The 538-nt window shown below is 53.9% G+C and carries 1 rRNA gene; it reads left to right on the top strand.

The features are described 5' to 3' along the window. Positions 1-538: ribosomal RNA gene (locus tag ACVXHP_RS24210) — 23S ribosomal RNA — on the top strand; the annotation flags it as partial.

The following is a 538-nucleotide window of genomic DNA, read 5'->3' as shown; positions in this document are numbered from 1 at the left end:
TGGCTGGGGGTGAAAGGCCAATCAAACCGGGAGATAGCTGGTTCTCCCCGAAAGCTATTTAGGTAGCGCCTCGTGAATTCATCTTCGGGGGTAGAGCACTGTTTCGGCTAGGGGGTCATCCCGACTTACCAACCCGATGCAAACTGCGAATACCGAAGAATGTTATCACGGGAGACACACGGCGGGTGCTAACGTCCGTCGTGAAGAGGGAAACAACCCAGACCGCCAGCTAAGGTCCCAAAGTCATGGTTAAGTGGGAAACGATGTGGGAAGGCACAGACAGCCAGGATGTTGGCTTAGAAGCAGCCATCATTTAAAGAAAGCGTAATAGCTCACTGGTCGAGTCGGCCTGCGCGGAAGATGTAACGGGGCTAAACCATGCACCGAAGCTGCGGCAGCGACACTATGTGTTGTTGGGTAGGGGAGCGTTCTGTAAGCCGTTGAAGGTGTCCTGTGAGGGGTGCTGGAGGTATCAGAAGTGCGAATGCTGACATAAGTAACGATAATGCGGGTGAAAAACCCGCACGCCGGAAGACCA

Source organism: Citrobacter freundii complex sp. 2025EL-00176, from assembly GCF_053309355.1.
This window is presented reverse-complemented; position numbering and strand designations above follow the sequence as displayed.